The following is a 17032-nucleotide window of genomic DNA, read 5'->3' as shown; positions in this document are numbered from 1 at the left end:
TCGGTTTCTTGACCTTGCCTCCGGTCTCCCGGCGACGTGGAAAACAATACAGCACGTGGAGGGGTGCTCGCTGCCAGGTTTCGGGTGGCGTGGCCGGGGGGTGTCGGGGCCGGTCAGGGGGTGGGCCGGCGGGAGTCGTAGCGGAGGAAGGCGGGGCGGCGGGCGGCCAGGAGGAGGACGGCGGCCACGCAAGCCAGTCCGCCGGTGACCACCGAGACGGTGACGGAGGAGGTGAGGGCGGCGACGGTGCCGGATTCGAAGTCGCCGAGGCGGGGGCCGCCGGCGACCACAACGATGAAAATGCCCTGGAGGCGGCCCCGCATGTCGTCGGGGGCCGCCACCTGCATGATCGTGTTGCGGAAGATCATGCTGATGGTGTCGGCGCAGCCGGCCGCCGCCAGCAGCGCCAGCCCGAGCCACAGCTCACGGACGACCCCGAAGGCCGCGATGGCGAGCCCCCAGGCGGCCACGGCGGCGAGAACGGCCGCACCGTGCCGGTGCACCCGCCCGATCCACCCGGAGAACAGCGCCCCCGCCAGCGCCCCCACGGCCGGTGCGGCGACGAGCAGGCCGACCGTCCCGGCGCCGCCGCCGTAGAAGCCGACGGCGATGGCGGGAAAGAGCGCCCGCGGCAGGCCGAAGATCATGGCGGCGAGGTCGGCGAGGAAGCTGGTGCGCAGATTGGGCCGGGTCGCGAGGAACCGCAGCCCGTCAAGCACCGACGCCCGCCCCTTCCGTTCGCCGCCCTCGCTCTGCGGCTTCATCGAGGGCAGCCGCCACATCGCGTACAGCGTGGCACTGAAGGCGACCGCGTCGACGAGGTAGGCGGCCTGGGCCCCGTACGCGCCGATGAGGACGCCGCCGAGCATGGGGCCGACAGTCATGCCGAGGTTCATGCTGACGGTGTTGAGAGCGTTGGCGGCGGGCAACTGTTCGCGCGGGACGAGCCGCGGGATCATCGACGACCGGGCCGGTGAGGAGAGGGCGAAGAAGGCCGCTTGGAGCGCGACGGCCGCGTAGAGCAGGGCGACGGCGTGCAGACCAAGCAGGGCCTGGGCGGCGAGCAGAACGGAGACGGCGGCAAGGCCGGCGGAGCCGATCAGTCCGAGTCGGCGACGGTCGACGGTGTCGGCGATCGCGCCGCCCCACAGGCCGAAGGTGATCAGCGGGACGAGCGAGAAGAGGCCGACCAGGCCGGTGGCGAAGTTGGAGCGGGTGACGTCGTAGACCTGTACGGCGACGGCCACGGCGGTCATCTGCTGGCCCACGGAGGACACGGTCTGGCCGAACCAGACCCGCCGGTAGTCGGGGTTGTCGCGCAGCGGTCCGATGTCGGCGAGAGTGCCGCGGGCAAGCCGCCGCAGCCGTCCCGGGTCCGCGCCGCCTCCCGCCGGAGGAGCAGCATCAGTAGCAGGGGCGGTACCGGCAGGGGCAGGTGGCTGATCGGTCGACATGGTCAACCATGTTCGACCACGACGTTTCGGCCCCTCCTCCCAGGGTTGCCGCTACGGTGACCCGCGTGCTGTCCTCGGATCGCGAATTGGCTTCCTCCCCGTCCTAAAGGACTGGGATCCCGACCGCGCGTGCCGCGCGGGGACTTCGCCCCGTGCGTGTGCGCGTCGCCGGTAGTTGGCGCTTCACAGACCGGGCAACCCCGAGGTCTCCACGCCCTGACACCGCATGCCCTGCGGCGTTAAGGATGTTCTTCGCGGCGTTCACGTCGGCGTGGTCCTTATGCCCGCAGGCGGTGCACGCGAAGACCGCTTGGCTCTCGCGGTTCTTCGGGTCCACATGCGTGCAGGCGTGGCAGGTCTGCGACGTGTACGCCGGGTTGACCAGCACGATCGTCGTGCCGGTGATGCGCGCCGCGTTGCGGAGCGCGAGTTCGAGCATGTGCCATCCCTTGTCCAGGACGGCCCGGTTGAGTCCAGCTTTGGCACGGACGTTGCGGCCGGGCTGCTCGATGGTGCCGGCCGCCGAAGTGGTCATGTTCTTCGTGCGGAGGTCTTCCAGCACCACCACCGCGTTACGGGTGGCCAGGGTGCCTGCGGTCTGCGCGCAGAAGTCCGCGCGGCGGTCGCGGACGCGACCGGTGATGGCGTTGATCTTCGCCAGCACAGCCCTGCGCCGGCTGCTGCCGCGCTTGCACAGGGCGAGCTGCTGCTGCAGGCGGCGCAGCCGGGCCGTCTCGCCCACGGTGGCGTAGGGCCGGTCGTGGAAAACTCCCTCGCTAGTGGTCGCGGCGACCTTCACGCCACGGTCGACACCGACCGCCGTGTTCGGCATGGCGTGACACTCGGAGGTCTTCCTGCCGTCCTCCACCAGGAACGACACGAACCAGTGTCGCCCCTACCGAGTGACGCTCGCCGAGCGGACAGCGCCGTCGAGCGGGCGCGACCAGCGGAAACGGACCCAGCCGAGCTTCGGCAGCTTCGCCCGTCCCCACTTGCGGCCGACCCGCTCCACGACGATCAGGTTTCCCGCCGGGAACCGGAACGACGGAGACCAACGCGCCTTCGATCGCCACCGGACCTTGAACGTGCCATGCGTCCGGCATGCCTTGTCCAGGTCGCGCAGGGTCTGTTGCAACACGTGCGACGGGGCCTCGGCCAGCCACGGGAACTCCCGCTTCGCCTCCGCCAGCTCGGCGGCCTGCGGCACGTAGTTCATCCACACGCCTCGACGCCTGTACTCCCGGCGCTGCTCGAGGGCGGTGTTCCACACCGACCGGCACACATCGCCGAACATCTCGCACAACTGCGCCTGAACAGCAGTCGGTTCAAGCCGATATCTGCGGCCCGACAGCACGTGGAACACCCCCTTCGATTGCTGTCCGGGCAACCTAGTCCATGCCACCGACAACGCAGCGATCTGCGCCGCTTCGCGGCTCCAGGCCAAGGATGAGCTAACTCCGCCCTGAAGGACGGAGTCCGCGTTCAAGAGACCTGATCACCGGCCCCGTCGACCTCTGCCTGCCGGACGGCCGGGTCGACCCGGCGGCCGTCGGCTGGTCGCGTCGCCCGCTGCACCGCGCCAATCTGCGCGGCTGGGGCCGCACCAAGCGCTGGGAGTACTGGTGTGTCACCGGCCGCACCCACCTGGTGGCGCTGACGGTCAGCGATCTGGACTTCCTGACCCTCCACAGTGTTCACGTCCTCCGCTGGGACGAGGACAGCCACCGGCAGCCCTGGGAGCTGGAGCGCACCGCCCTCGTGCCCTTCGGTCGCGGCGTCCGCCTCCCGGAGCGGATCGCCGGCGCCCGGGAGGACGGCTCCGACGACGTGGTCGTCGGCCCCGAGCGACCTGCGGATGGCCGGGTCCGGGTCGAGCTCCTCGGTGAGCCCGGCGGCACCCGGCTGCGGGCCCGCTGCACCACGCGGGACGGGCTCCCGGTGGAGGTCGACGTGTTCGCGGCGCTGCCGGACGGCCACGAGACGCTGGGCGTAGTGGTGCCCTGGAGCGAGCGGCGCTTCCAGTACACGTCCAAGCACACCGCCCGCCCGGCCACCGGCACGCTGCGGATCGGCGACGAGGTGCTGGCCTTCGGGGCGGCGAACGAGGCCGACGACGCCTGGGCGGTGCTGGACCACGGCCGGGGCCGCTGGCCGCGCTCGGTGCACTGGAACTGGGGCGCCGCCTCCGGCCGTACCGACGGCTGCATGCTGGGGCTGCAGTTCGGCGGCCGCTGGACGGTCGGCACCGGCACCACCGAGAACGCGCTCTGTGTGGACGGGCGCCTCTCCCGGATCGGCGAGGAGCTCACCTGGTCGTACGACCTCGCCGAGCCGCTCGCGCCGTGGACGGTCCGCACCCCGGGCTCGGACCGGGTCGACCTGGTCTTCACCCCGTTCCACGACCGCCGGGTCCGCACCGAGGCGGGCGTGCTCGCCAACCGCACCGACCAGTGCTTCGGGCACTACAGCGGGCAGGTGCGCACCGACGACGGCCGCCGGATCGCCGTGGACGGCCTGCTCGGCTGGGCGGAGGACGTCCGGATGCGGTGGTGAGCCACGGGCCACGGCGCACCATGCCTAAACCCCCGACGCCGACAGCCCTCAGAAGCCGTGCGGTTCGGCCGTCACCACGTGCCGCTCCCCCGCCTCGACGGCGACGGGCAGCCGGTTCCCGGGCGGCGGGAACGGGCAGATGAAGTGGTCGGCGAAGGCGCACGGTGGCAGGTGGGCCCGGTTGAGGTCGAGCACCGTCCTGCCCTCGGCGTCGGGCGCGGGCAGTGTGACGAAGCGGAACCGGTACGTCTCGTGCCCACTGGTGGCGTCCGCGATCACCCCGGTCAGCCGGTTGCCGGCCCGGCTGACCGTGAGGGCGTACTGCTCCCCGCACAGCGTGAACGCGATCTGCCCGGTGACGGCGAGCGGCCGCTCCCGCCCGTCCGCGTTGGGGACGGTGAGCGCCTGCTCGCCGCTCTCGAACGGCGTGAACACGGCCGGAACGGCCCAGTCCGGCGCGTACGGGTAGGTGTCGATGCCGACGAAGGCGGCCCGGGCATGGGCGTTCGGGTCGAAGACCCGCAGCGCGAGCTCGCCCTCCCGCTCGATCGGGACGAGCCGCAGCTCGCCCAGGGTGGCCCGCTCCGGGGCCGGGTCGGTGTCGGGCCGCAGTGCCACCTCCCCGTCCAGGGCACCGGCCGTGTCCCCGGATTCGAGCCGGATGCCGTACTCGGCCTTGGCGTTGAGCCGGATCACCCCGTCGGTGGCCCACCACTCTCCGGGCAGTCCGGGGATCTGCTCCGGATCCGGGCCGAGCCAGTGCGTGCCGGTGAGGGCGAGCGGCCCGTGCGGGGTGCTGACGGCGGCGGCGCGGGCCTCGGTCCAGCGCTGCCAGGATTCCGCGGCGGTCTCTGCGGCGGTCATCGGCGGTCCTTCCTGAGCGGTGCCTGAGCGGTGGCGGAACGGATCTGCAAAGGCTCACGGGCGGGCTGCGCCCACCGGGTCAGCGCGCGGTGAGCGGCCGGAACAGGCCCTCCTGGACGACGGACACGACGAGTCGCCCGCTGCGGTCGAAGATCTCGCCGCGGGCGAGCCCGCGGGCGCCGTGCGCGATCGGCGACTCCTGCTGGTAGAGCAGCCAGTCGTCGGCGCGGAACGGCCGGTGGAACCACATCGCGTGGTCCAGCGAGGCCATGTCGAAGTTCCGCTCGCCCCACAGTGGTTCGACGGGGGCGCGGACGGCGTCGAGCAGTGTCATGTCGCTGGCGTAGGTGAGGGCGCAGACGTGGATCAGCGGGTCGTCGGGCAGTGCGCCGTTGGTGCGGAGCCAGACGCCGCTGCGCGGCTGGACGTCGGCGAGGTCCTCCTTCTTCCACTTCAGCCGGTCGACGTAGCGGATGTCGAACGGCTGGCGGCGGCTGATGAAGGGCGGCAGTTCGCCGAGCCGGGAGCCGACCTCGTCCAGGGCGCTGGGGAGTTCCTCGGGGGCGGGGACGTCCGGCATGGCGACCTGGTGCTCGATGCCGCCCTGCTCGGGGCGGTGGAAGTCGGCGGTCAGTGCGAAGATCGACCGGCCCTGCTGGATGGCGAGGACGCGGCGGGTGGTGAAGGAGCGGCCGTCGCGGATGCGGTCGACCTGGTAGACGATCGGCACGCCGGGCACGCCGGGGCGGAGGAAGTACGCGTGGAGGGAGTGCACCGGCCGGTCGCCGTCGACGGTCCGCCCGGCGGCGACGAGGGCCTGCCCGGCCACCTGCCCGCCGAAGGTCCGCTGGAGGGCCTCCTCCGGGCTGCGTCCCCGGAAGATGTTGAGCTCGATCTGTTCCAGGTCGAGCAGGTCGACGAGCTGGTCGACGGGCGTACCCATGGTTGTGTGTCCTCTCCCGGCCGCCGGACGCCGGCCCCGGGATCTCCGGTCCGGCGCCGCCCCGGCGCCCTACGTCTACCGAGAAGTCTCCTCCGTTCCGGGGAATTCCCGCCGCCCGGGGCGCCGGCCGCCGCGGGCGCCCCCTGATCCGTAAAGCGCCCCGCGATCCGCAAAGCGCCCCCGCCGGTCCGGACACGCCGGGCCGGACACGACGTGCCGGCCCGGGAACGGGGCCCGTCAGTCCAGGCCGGACTGCCGGACGGTGATGTTCAGCCGCCCGACCAGGCCGAGCGCCGGGTCGGCGGTGCCGGGCAGGGTGCGCACCACGCCGTGGTAGGCGAAGCGGGCGGGGCCGCCGAAGACGAACAGGTCGCCGCTGCGCAGCTCCACGTCCGTCCAGGGCCGGGTGCGGGTCTCGGTGTTGCCGAGCCGGAAGATGCAGCTGTCGCCGAGCGAGAGGGAGACCACGGGTGCGTCGATGCGCTCGTCCCTGTCCTTGTGCAGGCCCATCTTCGCGCCGTGCGGGTAGTGGTTGACGACGCCGATGTCGGGCTCGTACCCGGCGGCGCCGGCGATCTCCGCCAGCCCGTCGGGTCCGTACGCGGCGGTCAGCGCGCGCCGGGCCAGCTCGCCGAGTTCGGGCGGGAAGGGCTTCACGGGGGCGCCGTCGCCGTCGACGACCGTCCGGGCGTAGCCGTACGGGTACCAGTGCCAGCCGAGGCTGACGGTGCGGACGGACATCAGGCCGCCGGTGGGCATCCGGACGGTGTGCATGCCGGCGGGCGGGCGGGCCCAGGCGCGGCAGGCCTCGACGAGTTCGCGCTGCTCGGCGGTGTCCAGCCAGTCGGGGAGGTGGACGGCGCCGGGGGCCGGTTCGGCGGGCTCACGCGGGAAGAACGGGAGGGGGTCGCCGGTCATGGGGCCATCCTCCCAGCTGAGGCCGGCCGGCCGGGCGGACACCGGGAAGCCGGCGGCCGACCCGAAAGGTTCCCCGCCGTACGGCCGGCGGGACCGACGTGCGGCAGCCCGGTGCGCGGCCCACGCTGGACGGGGAGCCGACCCCGCCCCGCCCCGCCGCGGCGCGCCCGTTCGCGCCGCTCCGCGCCCGAAGGAGCCGGCATGAGCAGGCTGGACTTCGCCGTCGTCGACCTTCCCGAGTCGTCCCTGCACAAGACGGCGGTGGTGGTCGTCGGCGCGCACGCGACGATGCTGGTGGACACCGGGTTCACCCGTTCGGACGGGCGTCGGCTGGCGCAGCTCCTGCGGGGGGTCGACCGGCCGCTCACCACGGTGGTGATCAGCCACGGCGACCCGGACTTCTACTTCGGCACCGAGGAGGTGCAGAACGCCTTCCCGGACGCGAAGTTCCTGGCCCATCCGCTGGTGATCGAGCACATCGCGGAGACCTACCCGGTCAAGCTGTCGATGTGGGCGCAGCTCGGGAGCGAGCTGCCGACCCGGCCGCCGCGGCTGCAGCCGCTGGACGGGGACGTGATCGAGTTCGAGGGGTACCGGTTCGAGGTGCGCGGCTTCCAACCGAAGCTGCCGGACCGGCACTTCCTGTGGGAGCACCGCACCCGGGTGCTGCTCGGCGGTGTCGCGCTCTTCCAGGGTCTGCACGCCTGGACGGCGGACACCCCGGAGCCGGGCCAGCGGGCCGCCTGGATCGACCAGTTGGACGCCATGGAGGCGCTGGAGCCGATGATGGTGGTGGCCGGGCACCGGATTCCGGGCGTCACTCCGGACGTCGGGGCGGTCACCTTCACCCGCGACTACCTCAAGGCGTTCGAGCGGGAGGTCGGCAAGGCGCAGGAGGCGGCCGAGGCGGAGGAGGCGCTGCTGCGGCTCTACCCGGACGCCGGGCTGAAGCTGGCCGTCCGGCTGGGCACCCAGGTGGCGAAGGGCGAACTGGCCCTGGACTGAGCTCCGGCCGTACGGCCCCGGGGCCGGAGACGCGAACGCCCGTCGGCCGCCGCCCGTCCGGGGGGTACGGGCGGCGGCCGACGGGCGGCTGCGGGCCGGGGCGGCCGCGGACAGGCGCGGCGGCCCCGGGTTGTCCGGCTGTCCGACCGCCGGCCGACAGGGGGTCGGTCGGGGTGGTGGACGTCAGGCCGGACGGGTGTCCGACGGATCAGACGGAGAGAACCTGACCCGGGAAGATCATGTTCGGGTTGCCGCCGATGACACCGGAGTTGTTCTTGTACAGGGTCTTCCAGTCGAGGCCCTTGGCGTTGGCGATCTTGCTCAGGGTGTCGCCGGCCTTGACGGTGTAGTTGCCACCGTTGGTGTTCTTCTTCGCCGGGGCGGACGGCTTCGGGGCCTCCTGCTTGGCGGTGGTGTTCAGGGTGGCGCGGGCCTCGCTGCGGCTGGCCTTCTGCTCGGCGGCCTTGGGGGCGGCAGCAGCCTTCGGGGCGGCCGGGGCGGCGGCCTTCGGGGCGGCGGCGGCCTTCGGGGCCGGGGCGGCGGCGGTGGTGCTGACCGAGGCGGCCGGGCCGCCCTTGGTCAGGCCGGCCTTGACGGAGCAGACGGGCCAGGCGCCGGGGCCCTGCACGGCGAGGACCTTCTCGGCGATGGCGATCTGCTGGTCCTTGGTGGCCAGGTCGGCGCGCGGGGCGAACGAGGTACCGCCGAAGGCGGCCCAGGTGCTGTTGGTGAACTGCAGGCCGCCGTAGAAGCCGTTGCCGGTGTTGATGTGCCAGTTGCCGGTGCTCTCGCACTGGGCGACGGCGTCCCAGGTGGAGACCGAGGCGGCGGAGGCGGAGGTGGCCGTGACGAGGCCGGCCACCGGCAGGACGGCCACAGCGGCGCCGCCCGCGATCGCCAGCCGGACGCGGTTGCGCTTGGTGGCGGTGGTGGTGGCAGCGGCAGACTCGTTACGGAAGAGCATGGGATTCCTCTCGAAAGCCCCGGGCGGGCAGGCGGAACCAGAGCCTCATGGCTCGATTTCGCTCGCCGCGTCCGCAAGACGGCCTGCACGTGTTCGTACGTGCTGTGCCGCCCCGGCCACCTGTTGCGTCCGGGCGGTGGTCAGCCGCTCGGGCGGGCACCTGCGCCGCCGGCAGGTGCCGGTGGGCGGTGCGTCGGGGTGAACCCGGGAAGTGCTCGGTGCACTGGGCAAAAACCTACGAGCCGCCCGGCCGGGCACCAAACAGTTTCGGGTCCTCCCAGCTCAACGCGGCGTTACCGCGGGTATCGATCTAGCAAATCACGATGGTTTGCCCGATTTGCCCATATTTTCCATGATCAATCCCCCCTGGATCGTGAGGCTGCTCACCGTTTCCGCCCTGTGAGGTCGGGCACAGCGTCGACAGATTGCGACTGATCCACCACTCGTCGCAGTCATATCCGTGGCAAATCCCGTCGGAGCCGGACGCACCCGTGACCCCGACCACAACCTCCCGTTGGGAATGGCGGCCAGGTGCGCCCGTGCCAACCATGAACCGGAGGAGTCCCCTTGCCGCGCATGCTCGATGTCAGCGACGAAGTACGAACCGAGATCGGCGACGACGAGGCGGACCGCCTGGTCGCCGGCGCCCACGCGCCCGACGCCTACGACTGCACCTCGTGCCGGGCGCCGGGCGACTCGCTGCGCGAGCCCACCAGCACCGTGCTGTTCATCGGCGACGAGACCGCGGTGCTGGCCTTCGCGCACGCCCGCTGCGTCCCCTCCCAGGTGGTGCCGGTCGACGAGGAGCAGCTGCTCGGCGCCGTCCGCTCGATCAGCCAGGCCCGGGGCGACGCCGGCATCCCCGCCCCCGCCGTCCCGGACCCGTACGCCGGGGCCTACGCCGGACCGAACGGCTTCGACACCCCGAACGGCTTCGACACCCCGGCCGACTTCGACACCCCGGCCGGCTTCGCCGCCCCCGCCGGGTACGACATGCCCGCGGCCCCGGCGCCGCAGCCCCAGGCACCGGCACCGCAGCCGCAGGCCCCGGCCGACCCGGGCACCCAGCCGGCCGTGCTCGGCGTCACCTGCGGACTGGTGCTGTGCGGGGACACCCCGTACGCGGCCCTCGTGGTGGAGCCGACCGGCCCGGTGGCCCGCCCGGGCAGCGGATCGGCGGAGGACGAGTTCCTCTCCCTGCTCACCGACCACGGCTTCCAGGTGGTGCAGTCGGTGGACCGCGCGCCCGACCGGCCGCTCGCCGGCTGGTCCGTGCTGATGGCGATGGGGCAGCTGCACGCGATCCTCCAGCCCTCGGCGACCGGCGGCAGCGCCGCCTGGTGGCAGGCCCACCAGCCGCTGCAGGTCACCGAGGCCTGGCGGGCCGCGGTGGGCCGCCGCTCCCAGGTGATCATGTACGCGGTGCCGGCCGGTACCATCGGCCGCCAGCCCCGCGAGGACCTGCTGCGGATGGCCCTCGACCGGGCGGCCGCCCAGGGCATCCTGGTGGCGGGCATGCTGCCGCTGGCCGGCACCTGAGCCCCCGGGGCGGCGCACCGAGGGCCGCCGCGGGGAGCGGGAGGAGACTGGCATAGGCCGGGCCGCGCAACCCCGCATCCCCCGGCGGCCTCGCTCGTTGGCCCTCACGTGTACAGCTACGACGTCGCCCCGACCACCCGCCCGACCGTCGGCCGCACGATCCCGGGCATGCGCCCCTCGTACGACGCGGACCGCTCGACCTCACCGACCCCGATCTACGACGCGCTGTACTCCGAGTACCGGAGACTCTTCCGGGCCCTCCCGGGCGACCGGACGGACGAGGAACAGCTGCGCTTCGCCGGGTTCGGCGGTTTCGGCGGGCGGAGCGGATTCGCCGGGTTCGGGGCCCCGGTCGCGTACCCGCAGCACCAGGCCTTCGAGACCCGCCCGGGGCACGCCCAGGACACACCCCGGTTCGTCTCCGAGGCGCAGCCGGCGGCCGACTCCGGCGGCCGGACGCACAGTGTCGAGCACCAGCAGGGCCGGCTGGCGGTGAGCCTGGCGGCGGACCACCTGACCGGGCACACGGTCGGCGAGTCGGTCGGCGGCACCGGGCAGGGCTGGGTGGCGGCCGGGTACCTGGGGCAGCAGACGGGCACCGTGGTGGCCCCGGCGACCGGCGGCGGCCGCCACCGGTCCCTGCTGTCGCTCCCGCCGGGCCCTTCCGCGGAGCACTAGGACAGCACAAGAACGGCCGGGGCCGGGCAGCACCACTGCTGCCCGGCCCCGGCCGTCCGCGTCCGTGGACGCACTGCTCATTACTTCTTGTGGCGCTTCATTACTTCTTGCGGCGCTTCTCGCGCACCCGCACCGAGATGGAGATCGGGGTGCCGGCGAAGCCGAACTCCTCGCGCAGCCGGCGCTCGATGAAGCGGCGGTAGCCCGCCTCGAGGAAGCCGGAGGCGAACAGCACGAACCGCGGCGGGCGGGTGCCGGCCTGGGTGCCGAACAGGATGCGCGGCTGCTTGCCGCCGCGGATCGGGTGCGGGTGGGCGGCGACGAGCTCGCCGAGGAAGGCGTTCAGCCGCGCGGTGGGGATGCGGGTCTCCCAGCCCTCCAGCGCGGTCTCGATCGCCGGGACGAGCTTCTCCATGTGGCGGCCGGTCTTCGCCGAGACGTTGACCCGCGGCGCCCACTGCACCTGGACGAGATCCCTCTCGATCTCGCGCTCCAGGTAGTAGCGGCGCTCCTCGTCGAGCTGGTCCCACTTGTTGTAGGCGACGACGACGGCCCGGCCGGCCTCGACGGCCATCGAGATGATCCGGGTGTCCTGCTCGGCGAGGGTCTCGCTGGCGTCGATCAGGACGACCGCGACCTCGGCCTTCTCCAGCGCGGAGGAGGTGCGCAGCGAGGCGTAGAAGTCGGCGCCGGCGGTCAGATGGACACGGCGGCGGATACCGGCGGTGTCGACGAACTTCCAGGTCTTGCCGCCGAGTTCGATCATCTCGTCGACCGGGTCGCGGGTGGTGCCGGCCAGCTCGTTGACGACCACCCGCTCCTCGCCGGCGACCTTGTTGAGCAGGCTGGACTTGCCGACGTTCGGCCGGCCGATCAGCGCGACCCGGCGGGGGCCGCCGACGGTGCCGTTGCCGAAGAGCTGCGGCGGGGCGTCGGGCAGCGCGTCCATGACGGCGTCCAGCAGGTCGCCGGAGCCGCGGCCGTGCAGCGCGGAGACGGGGTACGGCTCGCCGAGGCCGAGCGACCACAGGTAGGCGGCCTCGGCCTCGGTGGACGGGCCGTCGACCTTGTTGGCGCACAGCACGACCGGCTTGCCGGCCCGGCGAATCAGCTTGACCAGGGCCTCGTCGGTGTCGGTGGCGCCGACGGTGGCGTCCACGACGAACAGGACCGCGTCGGCGGCCTCGATGCCGTACTCGGCCTGGGCGGCGACGGCGGCGTCAATGCCGAGGACGTCGATCTCCCAGCCGCCGGTGTCGACGATCTTGAAGCGGCGCCCGTTCCAGGTGGCCTCGTAGGTGACCCGGTCGCGGGTGACGCCGGGGCGGTCCTCCACGACCGCCTCGCGGCGGCCGATGATGCGGTTGACCAGGGTCGACTTGCCCACGTTCGGGCGGCCGACGACGGCCAGCACCGGCAGCGGGCCGTGCGAGGCGGCGTCGAGGTCGGCGTCGACCTCGTCGGCGTCGAAGCCCTCCTCGGCGGCGAGCGCCATGAACTCGGCGTACTCGGCGTCGCCGAGCTCACCGTGGTGCGCGGCGGTGTCGTTGCTCATGTGTGTGTTTCCGTTTCCCGGCACGGCCCTTCCCAGGGGCGTGCCGTGCGTACCTGCCCTGCCGGGCAGCGCGAAACTACGTGTCCCGTAGTCGGAGGACGGGCCGGACGGCCCGAGGATGGTCGGCGGTGGTGCGGTCGGTCAGACGGCGGACGGCTGCTGGGCCCGCTCCTCGACCAGGGCGGCGACGGTGTCGATCACCTGGTCGAGGGTGAGTTCGCTGGTGTCCACCAGGACGGCGTCCGGGGCCTGGGTCAGCGGTGCCGTCTCCCGGGAGGAGTCGGCGGCGTCCCGGCGGTCCAGGTCGGCGGCCATCGCGGCGATGGTGACCTCGTCCACGCCCTTGGCGCGCAGCTCGGCCGCGCGCCGCTCGGCGCGGGCGGCGCCCGACGCGGTCAGGAAGACCTTCGCCGTGGCGTCCGGGAAGACCACGGTGCCCATGTCGCGGCCCTCGGCGACTATGCCGCGGGTCGCGACCCCGGCGCAGCCGCGCTGCAGCTCCACCAGGCGGGCGCGGACGGCCGGGACGGCGGCGACCGCGGAGACCTTGGCGGTCACCTCGGGGCCGCGGATCGGGCCGGAGACGTCGTGGCCGTCGACCGTGATGGCCGGGCCGGCCGCGTCGGTGCCGGAGACGATGACGGGCTTGCCGCAGGCGATGGCGACCGCCTCGGCGTCGTCCACGTCGATGTCGTTGGACAGCATCCACCACGTCATCGCGCGGTACATGGCGCCGGTGTCCAGGAAGCTCAGGCCGAGCCGGGCGGCGACCGCCCGGGAGACGGTCGACTTGCCGGAACCGGAGGGTCCGTCGATGGCGACGACGACCGGGGCGTGCGCTCGGTCGGCAGTTTCCACGGGGCGAACCTCTCTCTCGGCCGGCGCGTTCGGGCCGGGATGACTATCTCAAGGTTAATGGACCGGCGGAGGGTCCCCGTCCGGCCGCCCGTGCACCCCGGCCACGGGCCCCTTCGGGGTGTCCGACTGCCTCGGCCGCACGCCCCGGCGGTTCAGTCTCGGACGCTCCAGCCGCGATCGCGCAGGCCGTTGGTGAGCAGGCGGACGGCGGTGGGGGCGACGTCCAGGTGGACGTGGCCGACCTGCTGGCCGTCGGAGTGCTCGATGGTGACGTCCTCGATGTTCACGGCGAGTGCGCCGACCTCGCCGAACAGCCGGCCGAGCTCTCCGGGCTGGTCGCCGAGGACCACGGTGACGGTCTCGTACCGGGTGTGCGGGGCGCCGTGCTTGCCGGGGATGCGGGCGTGGCCGGTGTTGCCGCGCCGCATGACGGCCTCGATGCCGGCGGCACCCGCCCGGCGGCCGCCCTCGTCGTCGGCCTGCAGGGCGCGCAGCGCGGTGACGGTCTCGTCGAGGTCGGCGGCGACCTCCTGCAGGATGTCGGCGACCACCCCGGCGTTGGCGGAGAGGATGTCCACCCACAGCGCCGGGTTGGAGGCGGCGATCCGGGTGACGTCGCGGACGCCCTGGCCGGACAGCCGGACGGCGGTCTCGTCGGCGTGCTCCAGCCGGGCCGCGACGAGCGAGGAGATCAGCTGCGGGGCGTGCGAGACCAGGGCGACGGCCCGGTCGTGGGCGGCGGCGTCCATGACGATCGGCATGGCGCCGCAGAGCGCCACCAGTTCGAGGGCGGCGTTGAGGGTGTCGGTGTCGGTGTCCTTGGTGGGGGTGAGCACCCACGGCCGGCCCTCGAAGAGGTCGGCGCGGGCGGCGAGCGGCCCGGAGCGCTCCCGGCCGGCCATCGGGTGGCCGCCGATGTAGTGGACGGTGTCGCAGCCGAGCGCGGCGACCTCGGCGCGCGGCCCGGCCTTCACGCTGGCCACGTCGGTGTAGCAGCGGGCCAGGCCGCGGCGCTGGCAGTCCGCGAGGACCTTGCCGACCAGGGCCGGCGGCACGGCGACGATCGCCAGGTCGACCGGCCCCTCGGGCAGTTCGGTGGTGCCCGCGCCGAGTGCGGCCGCCGTGCGGGCGGCGTCCTGGTCCGCGTCCTCCAGATAGACCGCGACCCCGCGGCCGGTGAGCGCGAGGGCGGCGGAGGTGCCGATCAGTCCGGTGCCGATGACGGCGGCTGTGCGCATGGCGGGGTTGCTCTCCTGGTACGGGGCGGCCTGCTTGGTGCGCCCATCCTCTCGCAGCCGGGCCCGGGCCGTCCGCGCGGGCCGGGCAACCACATGGGCGGGGACGAACCGACCGGGTGCCCGGACGCGCCCGGCGGCCCCCGCTCCCGCAGGCCCGCCGGTGCCGTGCAACCGTCCGGAGCTGCAGCCCGTCCACTCACCGGACGCGCAGCGGAAATCCCCCGCGGGCCGGCCGCGGCAGGGGCAGACTGGGCGGACCGGGGCCGGGGCGCGGCCCGGGGGACGGACGAAGGGCAGGGCGGGGTGGCAGCAGACACGACGGCGCAACGGTGGGAGTCGGTCCTCGACTCGGTGGTGGTCTATGCGAGCGGGGCGCTGTGCCGCCGCCGGGCCCGCGGCACGGTGCCCGCGGACGGCAGGGTGCGGCTGACCGGCCTGCCGCGGGTGGCGGACGCGGGCTCGCTGCGCGCCACCGTGCAGGACGGCACGGCCCGGGTGGCCGCGGCGCGGCTGGAGCCGGAGGTGGAGCTGCGCGACCGCGCGGACCTGCCGGAGCTGCGCCGCCGGGTGGAGCGGGCCAGGGACGCCGCGGACGCCGCCCGGCGGCGCTCGCAGCGGCAGGAGGCCGCGATCGCGGAGATCTCCGCGGTGCGGCCGGTGCCGCCGCCGCTGACCGCGGACGCCCCGCACCGCCGCACGCCCGCCGACGCCTGGCTGCAGCTGGCCGACTTCGTCGACGAGCGGCTCTCGGCCCTGCACGCGCGGGCCGCCGAACTGACCGAGGAGCTCCGCCTCGCCGAGCATGAACTCGACCTCGCCGAGGACGAGTTGGCCCGGGCGTCGTCCGCGCTGGCGACCGCCCCGGTGACGCTCGGCACGACCGCGGTGATCACCCTGGAGGGTGCGGCCGAGGGCGCCGAGGTGGAGCTGGAGGTCGAGTACGGGGTGCCCGGCGCGGTCTGGGTGCCGTCCTACCGGCTGACCTACCGCCAGGGCGAGGACACCGGGACGCTGCTCCTGCGCGCCCAGCTCGCCCAGCGCACCGGCGAGGACTGGACGGGGGTGCGGATCGGCCTGTCCACCGCGGACCTGCAGCGCCGCACCGACCTGCCGAAGCTGCGCTCGCTGCGGATCGGCCGCCGGCAGCCCGCGCCCGCGCCGTCCGGCTGGCGGGAGCCCCCGCCGGGCCTGGGCGACCTGTTCACCGGGTACGACGCGGCGGGCCGCCCGCCGCAGGTCCGCCCGAAGCCCGGCCCGCGGCCCGGTGCCGGCGGCGGGCGCCCCGGCCGTGCGGCCCGGCCCGGCGGCAGCCCGAGCGACACGGTGGTCGGCGGCATCGCGGCCGCGGACATCGCCGTGCCGCTGGCGGCACCCCCGCCGACTCCTCCGCCGCCGCCCGCGCCGGGCGGCTGGCCCGCCCCGGCCGAGCCGAGCGGCGCCCCGGCCGGATTCCCCGCGCCGCCGCCGATGCAGACGTTCGGCGCCCCGCAGGCGTACGGGGCGGTGCCGCCGCCCGCGCCGGTGGCGCCCGCGCCCGCAATGCGCAGCCGGGCGATGCGCGGGGGCGGCGGTCTCCGGTCGGCGCCGGACGTCCCGGTGTACGCGGCGGAGGCCGTGCCGGAGCCGGTCGGCCCGGCCGGTCCTTCGCAGGCGCAGCTGGACTACGCGGGCCTGGTGCTGGACGGCGCGGACCGCCCGGCGCACCGCCGCGGCCTGCTGTTCCCGGGGGCGGTGCACGACCCGGCGACGGTGGAGTCCCGCAACCTGGCCGAGTCGGTGGCCGGGCTGGAGCTGCCGGCGCACGCGGTGCGGCCGCGGCTGTCGGCGGGCTCCTTCGACCAGCGGTACGACGCCGCGGCGCGGGCCGACGTGCCCTCGGACGGCACCTGGCACACCGTGACCGTCGGGGAGGTGCCGGTGTCGCTGCGGACCGAGTACGTCTGCGTGCCGGCGGTCGAGGAGGCGGTCTACGGCACGCTGGTGATCACCAACGCCACCGCATCGGCCCTGCTGGCCGGTCCGGTGGAGGTCACCGTGGACGGCGACTTCCTGCTGACCGCCGCCCTGCCGACGCTGGCCGCGGGCGGCAACCGCCGGGTCGGCCTCGGGCAGGCGGAGGCGGTGCGGGTGGCCCGCCGCACCGAGCTGCGCGAGTCCACCGCCGGCATGCTCAACAACACCACGGTGCTGGATCACCGGGTGCACGTGGAGCTGGCCAACCGGCTGGCGCACCCGGTCACCGTGGAGGTGCGCGAGCGGGTGCCGGTCTCCGCCGACCAGGACGTCCGGATCGAGGAGCGCGCCGACTGGCGGGCCCCCGACCGTCCCTCCGAGACGTATCCGCCCGGCACCCGGTGCTGGCGGGTGGAGCTGCCGGCCGGCGGAACGGCCGAACTCGACGGCGGCTTCGAGATCCGCATCCCGGCCGGCAAGGCCATCGTCGGCGGCAACCGGAGGAGCTGA

At 74.1% G+C, this 17032-nt stretch carries 15 protein-coding genes; 5 read left to right on the top strand and 10 right to left on the bottom strand.

The window, feature by feature from the left end; genetic code table 11:
• Nucleotides 1-113: 113 nt before the first annotated feature.
• The 3 genes from ACQ614_RS26325 to ACQ614_RS26315 all read right to left on the bottom strand — a co-directional run bounded on the left by ACQ614_RS26325 (nt 114) and on the right by ACQ614_RS26315 (nt 2898).
• Nucleotides 114-1454, bottom strand: a complete 1341-nt coding sequence (locus ACQ614_RS26325) for an MFS transporter (RefSeq protein WP_431681166.1) — start codon at nt 1452-1454, stop codon at nt 114-116.
• 103 nt (nt 1455-1557) lie between these two features.
• Complete coding sequence (locus tag ACQ614_RS26320) at nt 1558-2334, bottom strand: RNA-guided endonuclease InsQ/TnpB family protein (protein WP_431681165.1); 777 nt, start codon at nt 2332-2334, stop codon at nt 1558-1560.
• A 15-nt stretch (nt 2335-2349) separates the two neighbouring features.
• A complete protein-coding gene (locus ACQ614_RS26315) occupies nt 2350-2898 on the bottom strand; it encodes an RNA-guided endonuclease InsQ/TnpB family protein (RefSeq protein ID WP_431681164.1) in 549 nt (182 codons plus the stop codon).
• A gap of 47 nt (nt 2899-2945) precedes the next feature.
• On the opposite strand from ACQ614_RS26315, the gene ACQ614_RS26310 reads away from it, so the two are divergent.
• Nucleotides 2946-4007, top strand: coding sequence for a DUF2804 domain-containing protein (locus ACQ614_RS26310; protein ID WP_431684032.1), 1062 nt, complete (start codon nt 2946-2948; stop codon nt 4005-4007).
• 48 nt (nt 4008-4055) lie between these two features.
• Here the strand turns inward: ACQ614_RS26310 and ACQ614_RS26305 are convergent, their stop codons facing one another.
• From ACQ614_RS26305 to ACQ614_RS26295, 3 genes are all read right to left on the bottom strand, one after another.
• A complete protein-coding gene (locus tag ACQ614_RS26305; protein WP_431681162.1) occupies nt 4056-4871 on the bottom strand; it encodes a DUF1684 domain-containing protein in 816 nt (271 codons plus the stop codon).
• A gap of 79 nt (nt 4872-4950) precedes the next feature.
• Nucleotides 4951-5814 (bottom strand): acyl-CoA thioesterase II, encoded by an 864-nt coding sequence (gene tesB / locus ACQ614_RS26300; RefSeq protein ID WP_431681160.1) that lies wholly within the window; start codon nt 5812-5814, stop codon nt 4951-4953.
• A 237-nt stretch (nt 5815-6051) separates the two neighbouring features.
• Complete coding sequence (locus tag ACQ614_RS26295) at nt 6052-6732, bottom strand: alpha-ketoglutarate-dependent dioxygenase AlkB family protein (protein ID WP_431681159.1); 681 nt, start codon at nt 6730-6732, stop codon at nt 6052-6054.
• Between the two features lie 201 nt (nt 6733-6933).
• Between ACQ614_RS26295 and ACQ614_RS26290 the strand changes: the two genes are divergently transcribed.
• Nucleotides 6934-7737, top strand: coding sequence for an MBL fold metallo-hydrolase (locus tag ACQ614_RS26290; RefSeq protein ID WP_431681158.1), 804 nt, complete (start codon nt 6934-6936; stop codon nt 7735-7737).
• A 208-nt stretch (nt 7738-7945) separates the two neighbouring features.
• Here the strand turns inward: ACQ614_RS26290 and ACQ614_RS26285 are convergent, their stop codons facing one another.
• A complete protein-coding gene (locus tag ACQ614_RS26285; protein WP_431681157.1) occupies nt 7946-8701 on the bottom strand; it encodes a transglycosylase family protein in 756 nt (251 codons plus the stop codon).
• 576 nt (nt 8702-9277) lie between these two features.
• Here ACQ614_RS26285 and ACQ614_RS26280 point away from each other — a divergent pair.
• Both ACQ614_RS26280 and ACQ614_RS26275 read left to right on the top strand, forming a co-directional pair.
• The gene (locus ACQ614_RS26280; protein WP_431681156.1) at nt 9278-10240 is read left to right on the top strand and encodes a hypothetical protein; all 963 of its coding nucleotides are present in this window, start codon (nt 9278-9280) and stop codon (nt 10238-10240) included.
• 108 nt (nt 10241-10348) lie between these two features.
• Nucleotides 10349-10918: a hypothetical protein gene (locus ACQ614_RS26275; RefSeq protein WP_431684135.1), complete on the top strand. Its 570-nt coding sequence runs from the start codon at nt 10349-10351 to the stop codon at nt 10916-10918.
• 100 nt (nt 10919-11018) lie between these two features.
• Here the strand turns inward: ACQ614_RS26275 and der are convergent, their stop codons facing one another.
• From der to ACQ614_RS26260, 3 genes are all read right to left on the bottom strand, one after another.
• Nucleotides 11019-12473: a ribosome biogenesis GTPase Der gene (gene der, locus ACQ614_RS26270; RefSeq protein ID WP_431681155.1), complete on the bottom strand. Its 1455-nt coding sequence runs from the start codon at nt 12471-12473 to the stop codon at nt 11019-11021.
• A gap of 141 nt (nt 12474-12614) precedes the next feature.
• A complete protein-coding gene (gene cmk / locus ACQ614_RS26265; protein ID WP_431681154.1) occupies nt 12615-13331 on the bottom strand; it encodes a (d)CMP kinase in 717 nt (238 codons plus the stop codon).
• Between the two features lie 152 nt (nt 13332-13483).
• Nucleotides 13484-14569 (bottom strand): prephenate dehydrogenase, encoded by a 1086-nt coding sequence (locus tag ACQ614_RS26260; protein WP_431681153.1) that lies wholly within the window; start codon nt 14567-14569, stop codon nt 13484-13486.
• A gap of 303 nt (nt 14570-14872) precedes the next feature.
• Between ACQ614_RS26260 and ACQ614_RS26255 the strand changes: the two genes are divergently transcribed.
• Nucleotides 14873-17032, top strand: coding sequence for a DUF4139 domain-containing protein (locus tag ACQ614_RS26255; RefSeq protein WP_431681151.1), 2160 nt, complete (start codon nt 14873-14875; stop codon nt 17030-17032).

Origin of the sequence: Kitasatospora dryopteridis (genome assembly GCF_050749075.1) — a bacterium.
In the GTDB taxonomy this organism is placed as follows: Bacteria; Actinomycetota; Actinomycetes; order Streptomycetales; family Streptomycetaceae; genus Kitasatospora.
This window is presented reverse-complemented; position numbering and strand designations above follow the sequence as displayed.